This window comes from Caldisphaera sp. (genome assembly GCF_046536515.1).
In the GTDB taxonomy this organism is placed as follows: Archaea; Thermoproteota; Thermoprotei_A; order Sulfolobales; family Acidilobaceae; genus Caldisphaera.
Genome location: NZ_JAWDMQ010000071.1, coordinates 1 through 5712, shown reverse-complemented (window position 1 = coordinate 5712; position 5712 = coordinate 1). Strand labels below are relative to the sequence as shown.

Genomic DNA, 5712 nt, shown 5'->3' with positions numbered 1-5712 from the left:
TATTAATAATTATTACAGAGGATTTATAAGGTATTAGATCTATTTATATTTTAACATGATAATAGTTTTTGCCTAAAGATCAAAGTTTTTCAACTATAAAGACTTTAGTCAACTAACTGCTCTTACAAAAATACATTTCTCATCATCCCTTGCAATGAGGATTCCTACTTATTCTAGAAAATTACATACTCTGTAAAATTTTATTTAAGATTTATCTTAAAATTGTTTTTTATTTATTTTCTAGAATATAATTTTATCATTGATACATTTTTATTTTGAGGACTAGTTTTGTCTTAAATAACATGAGAAAATAATACCTAAGATTTTTATTCTATAACCTTAAGTTCAAAAGATTTGCTTTATTAAATTTATTATTAAGTTTATTATTTTTGTTACAAAAAACCTTTCTAATTTACTTCACTGTTTACAATTATATTAAATAACATAAAGTAATGAAATACTTATTCAATCTGCACGATTATATCTTTTTTAATTATAAAAAATGCAGTAAACTGTTTATACAAACTAATTCTGACCTCCTCTCCGCCCTGAAGGGTGAGGGTTCCCCTCATCTGTTCGGGATTACATCTGTCATCTGAGGGGCAGTCGGGGTGGTCAGAGATCCCCCCATCTTTTTGTATGCTTTCTTTTCAATGTTTAATACTGCTATAGTGTCTCTATTAGCCTCAAAACCGCATTTAGGACATTTATATCTCCTATAACTAATCTCTACAAGTTTTGAACCACATATTGGGCATATTGACGATGTACCTTTAGGGTTAATAACAATTGATGGTACTCCCTGCTTTTCACATTGCCAATCTATCCAATGCTCTAGTCTTCTGTAGTCTAGACCTCAGGGAACTCGCTCTTCAGGGCAGGGAGGAGGTCAGACAAAAACTATTGATGTCATTACTTTATTTTAAAATAATGATCGCATTTTATTATATATTTTACTAAAGCAAATATAATAAAGCTTAAAATTCTTCACTTAATGATGAGAATTAAGCATAATAATTATTATGAACTATAATATATTAAATAGCCCATTAACGACTTAAATGTAGAATAAAATGCTCTAAGATTAGCTTTTATTTTTCCGCCAATTCTTGGATTATTTCTTCTTGGTGGAGGTGTATAAATTATTTGGCATATTTTACATCTTTTTTTATTTAAAAATAATAAAAATTCTAAACCAAAAGTTTCACCTAATTTTGGCTTAAAGTCTTTTAAACAATCTTTGGAATAAACTCTGAAATTTGAATATATATCATTAACATTAAGGATTTTTTTAAATATTTTTGTTGATATCTTTTCTGAAATTCTAGGTAGTTTATTTCTCGATGCAATTAACACATCGCATTTATTGTTTATAAATTCATTTATCATAGCTGGTATTAATTCTGGTGGATTTTCCAAATCAGCATCAATGGTTACCAAAATATTGCTAACAGAATTTAGCATACCATACCAAAGTCCAATAGTCTGGCCTTCTCTTTTCTTTATAATAGTCTTATCAGAAAGTTTGCTTGCTATTTTTGCAGTATTATCACTCGAGGTATCATCAACAACTATTATATATGTATTTAAATTAAGCTTTCTTATTCTCTCAATTAGCTTACCTATATTTTCTTCTTCATTGTATGCTGTAGTTATTATTGAAACTCTAGTTGTTTCCATATTTGACTCCTCATTAAAATTTATTTTTATCTGATCTTTATTAATAATTTGGTGGTATAAATAAACTATAATAATGGAAACAATAACCAAGACTATGAATTAAAAAGAGCTCTAATTTTATTATTGTCCATAAACATTATGGGGTTTGCTGTTTATTATTACATTACTTTAGTCCCCTATAGTTACTTTGGTTCTTATAGAGGTTGGCCTATTTATATACAATCTCCGCCTTTATGGATGCTTATTACTTATCTATTTCTTGTTATAATTTCTATAATAGCAATTTTTATGAGCGTTAACATTAACAAAAAAAATATAAAAATTATCCAATTGCTGACTCTTTCTGGAATAATATCTTTAATTTTGTCAGTAGGAATTTTATATATGTCTTCATATAAGATAATTTATACACTTGTTGGAGGATATTCGGATTCTTACATAATTCAAATTAGTGCTGCCAAAACGCTTCTTAAATTGCAAAATCCGTATTCCTCAAACTATCTTCAATATCTAATTTTTAAAGAATCTTATCCTTATTATACTTATATTTTTAAATACCCTTATGGATATAGCAATAATAAAATAATCGGTTTTGTTTCATCTTATGATTATCTTGGATTTGCTATGCTTTATTATATACCAAAAGTGTTATTAAACATACCAAAAGGTTTTTATGATGCTATCATTTACTCATTAGCTTTGTTTTTGGCCTATAGAAAAATGCAAGAACCATATAAAAGTCTTTTCCCTTTAATTTTATCAAGTGCATCATTTATATTTATTGGCGAACCTGTATTATTTAGTCCAATAGTTGGTTGGATAGCTTTAGTAATAATAGCTATAGCATATAGCGATCACCCACTCTTATCGGGTTTATTGTTTGGACTGGCTGTATCTTATAGAGAAACTGCTGGCGTTTTCTTTATATTCTACTTGATAGCCTTATATTATGAAAAATATAATATGAAAAATATAATATATGGATTTTTAATATCATCATTATTGGTAAACTTACCATTCCTAATACTCAGTCCAAATGAATTTATAAAAGGGGCATTATTACCTTTGACTTTTAACCTAATGCCAATAGGGGCAGGTTTATCGACATTAACACAATATGGAATTTATTTACCAAAGATTTTATACACTTCTTTATTTTTAAGTATTATAATAATAGGACTAGTTATTTATGCTAAATATTATTCAAAGCTAAAATATGCAGGATTAGTTTTACCTGCAATAGCTTTTTTATTTTATTATAGGCCATTACCATTTTATTATATGTGGTTTCCTCTTTTTTCTTTAATAGCATATTCTACCTCAATAAACGGAGGAAAATTAAAAAATACAACAAAATATAAAATTATTGATATCGATTGGTTTATAATGACTTATGAACTGTTAATTATATCATTAATTTTATTTTTAATCAGATATGTTTCAAATATATCAAGTTTAGTATTAATAATTGGGTTTATTGGTTTGGCCTCTATATCAATAATAGCTCATTTACTTGAAACTAATAAACTAAGTGAGTATTACAAACCTAAATACATAACTTACATTATTTTAGTTTCATTAATTATTGCTGGAGCATTTGCATCTAGATTTACCCCTGGATTATCAATTTACATATCTTCAAAGGCATATCAGTCTTCTCAAAATTTAATTATTGAATTAGCTTCGTCGGAAATAGTTAAGTTACATAATCCATATAATGTAAATTATTACTATTATGTTTTGAAAAACCCATCATTTGGATATTTGTCTCAAACGCTACCATACAATAATACTATAATAAACCTAACTAAAATTGATCCCCAAAAAGAATTTTCTATTTATTTTGATTATAAAAATAAATCTTGGAATAACGTTACTGTCTATAACTTTCTGCCAGGATTAGCATTATTATACATTCCAGCAAGCTTATTCTCATTATCTGCTCATGCTTATTCAAGTATAATATATGCTATAACACTATTATTATTAGGGCTTTTTATATACAAGCACAAAGATATGAATTTATTTTTAATATCAATTTTTATTGGATTCTTTGCAACAATACTATATTTTTCATTTAATGCTATGTTAACCATAATTTTATCATTTTTAATTTTATCGTTATTGCTAGCTAAATACAGCCCAACATTATCAGGCATATTTTACAGTCTATCTATTTTAACTTATCCAGATATATTTATATCAGCACCATTTTACATTATATTTATTTATTATAATTATAAATTGAAATTTAAAAGATTTTTAACATCATTTTTAATAACATCTTCATTATTAATATTAGCATTTTATCTAACATCAAATAACTTTATTAACTATTCTTTTATGCAATTAATTTATTACATAAAAGATGATATCAATTTAGGATTATTGTTAAATTTAAACCCCATAATTTTATTAGTTGTTGGTATTACATTAACAGCAATTTTATCAATTTATTATTATTATAACTTTAATAAAATTAAAGAACTGGGCCTTTTGCTTCCTATATTTACTTCATTATCGTTACCTTCTTTGTCCTTAGGATTAATATCAATATTTATCATGCTAGCCTTTGTATCTTATTTTTTATTGGAACAAAAACCAGTAGTCTGACTCCCCGAGGGGCTAGGTTTGTTATTGCTTTATTAAACTAGGATTATTAAACAAAAAGGATAGTTAATATTAAAATTAAGAGCGTATGAATGGTTCTTTTCCTAAATACTTACCTGAAGGGCCTAATTGATCTTCAATTTCTATTAACCTATTATATTTTGATAATCTCTCGCTCCTAGCAGGCGCACCGGTTTTAATTATACCTGAACTAACTGCTACTGCTAAGTCCGCTATAAATGAATCCTCAGTATCTCCGCTTCTATGACTTATTACAGGAATTATTCCATTTTCTTTAGAGATTCTGATATAATCTAATGTTTCTGTCAATGTTCCTACTTGATTTACTTTAACTAACGCTCCGTTACTTGCCTTTTTTTCTATTCCCTTTAATAAATACTTCACGTTAGTTGCATAGAGATCGTCTCCAACTATCAATACTTTATTGCCTATTTTATTTGTAATATTATGAAAAGAATCAAAGTCTTCTTCATCAAATGGGTCCTCTAGATATATTATATTGAATTCATTAATTAATGATACGTAATAATCAAGCATTTCATCCGAGGTATATTCCTTTCCATCAACCTTATACAATTTTTTATTAACATCGTAAAACTCAGAAGCAGTTGCATCCATACCTAAATGAAAATCTTTGCCTAGTTCATAACCAGATCTTTTAATGGCCATTTCTATTAATCTAAATGCTTCCCTTGATTCATTAATTGGAGGAGCATAACCACCTTCGTCTCCAACATTAGTAGCAGATTTTCCATATTTTTCACTTATTACATTTTTTAAGGTTTTATATACTTCTACAGACATTCTCATGGCTTCTGTGAATGACTCAGCTCCTGTGGGTATTAGGATAAATTCTTGAAATGCTAAATTGTTTCCTGCATGAACTCCTCCATTTATTATATTAAGAATCGGCGTTGGTAAGATTCTTGAACCAGGTCCACCTAAGTATTCATATAGTTCTAAACCAGATGTGCTAGAGGCTGCCTTTGCAACTGCTATGCTAGTAGCTGTTGTTGTATTACCTCCTAATGATGATTTGTTTTTAGTCCCGTCTAAAATTATAAGTAGCGAATCTATTAATGGTTGGTTTCTTGAATCTAAATTTATCAGTTTTTGAGCAATTTCTCCATTCAACTTTGATAAGGCAATATTTACGCCTAGTCCATTCCATTTATTTCCTCCATCCCTTAACTCTATTGCTTCTTTGGAGCTTTTACTTGCTCCACTAGGGGCAATTCCTACTCCTACGCCCTTTTTAGTCTTTACTATTGCTTTTATTGTAGGATTACCTCTCGAATCTAAAGCCAAAACACCTCTTACTTCATTTATTAAAAAATCGTTTTCCACATTCTCACCAGTTACTATTGGTAAAAAACGTTTAATAAGTATATTTTATAAAAT

At 27.8% G+C, this 5712-nt stretch carries 4 protein-coding genes; 1 reads left to right on the top strand and 3 read right to left on the bottom strand.

The genetic code is table 11. The features are described from left to right. Positions 1-568 precede the first annotated feature (568 nt). Entirely contained in the window at positions 569-790 is a 222-nt protein-coding gene (locus RXO53_RS07580) for a zinc ribbon domain-containing protein (protein WP_410713622.1), read from the bottom strand. Between the two features lie 230 nt (positions 791-1020). Then, positions 1021-1680 carry a glycosyltransferase family 2 protein gene (locus RXO53_RS07575; RefSeq protein WP_410713621.1) on the bottom strand — a complete coding sequence of 220 codons (660 nt, stop codon included), beginning with the start codon at positions 1678-1680 and terminating at the stop codon, positions 1021-1023. A gap of 138 nt (positions 1681-1818) precedes the next feature. Between RXO53_RS07575 and RXO53_RS07570 the strand changes: the two genes are divergently transcribed. Beyond that, positions 1819-4293, top strand: a complete 2475-nt coding sequence (locus RXO53_RS07570) for a hypothetical protein (RefSeq protein ID WP_410713620.1) — start codon at positions 1819-1821, stop codon at positions 4291-4293. A 75-nt stretch (positions 4294-4368) separates the two neighbouring features. On the opposite strand, the gene eno is transcribed toward RXO53_RS07570, so the two are convergent. After that, positions 4369-5658 carry a phosphopyruvate hydratase gene (gene eno / locus RXO53_RS07565; protein WP_410713619.1) on the bottom strand — a complete coding sequence of 430 codons (1290 nt, stop codon included), beginning with the start codon at positions 5656-5658 and terminating at the stop codon, positions 4369-4371. Between the last annotated feature and the right edge of the window lie 54 nt (positions 5659-5712).

Excerpts from the sequence above, each read along its gene's own strand:
- RXO53_RS07570 (WP_410713620.1), top strand. The coding sequence starts at position 1,819 with ATGGGGTTTGCTGTTTATTATTACATTACTTTAGTCCCCTATAGTTAC.
- RXO53_RS07575 (WP_410713621.1), bottom strand. The coding sequence starts at position 1,680 with ATGGAAACAACTAGAGTTTCAATAATAACTACAGCATACAATGAAGAA.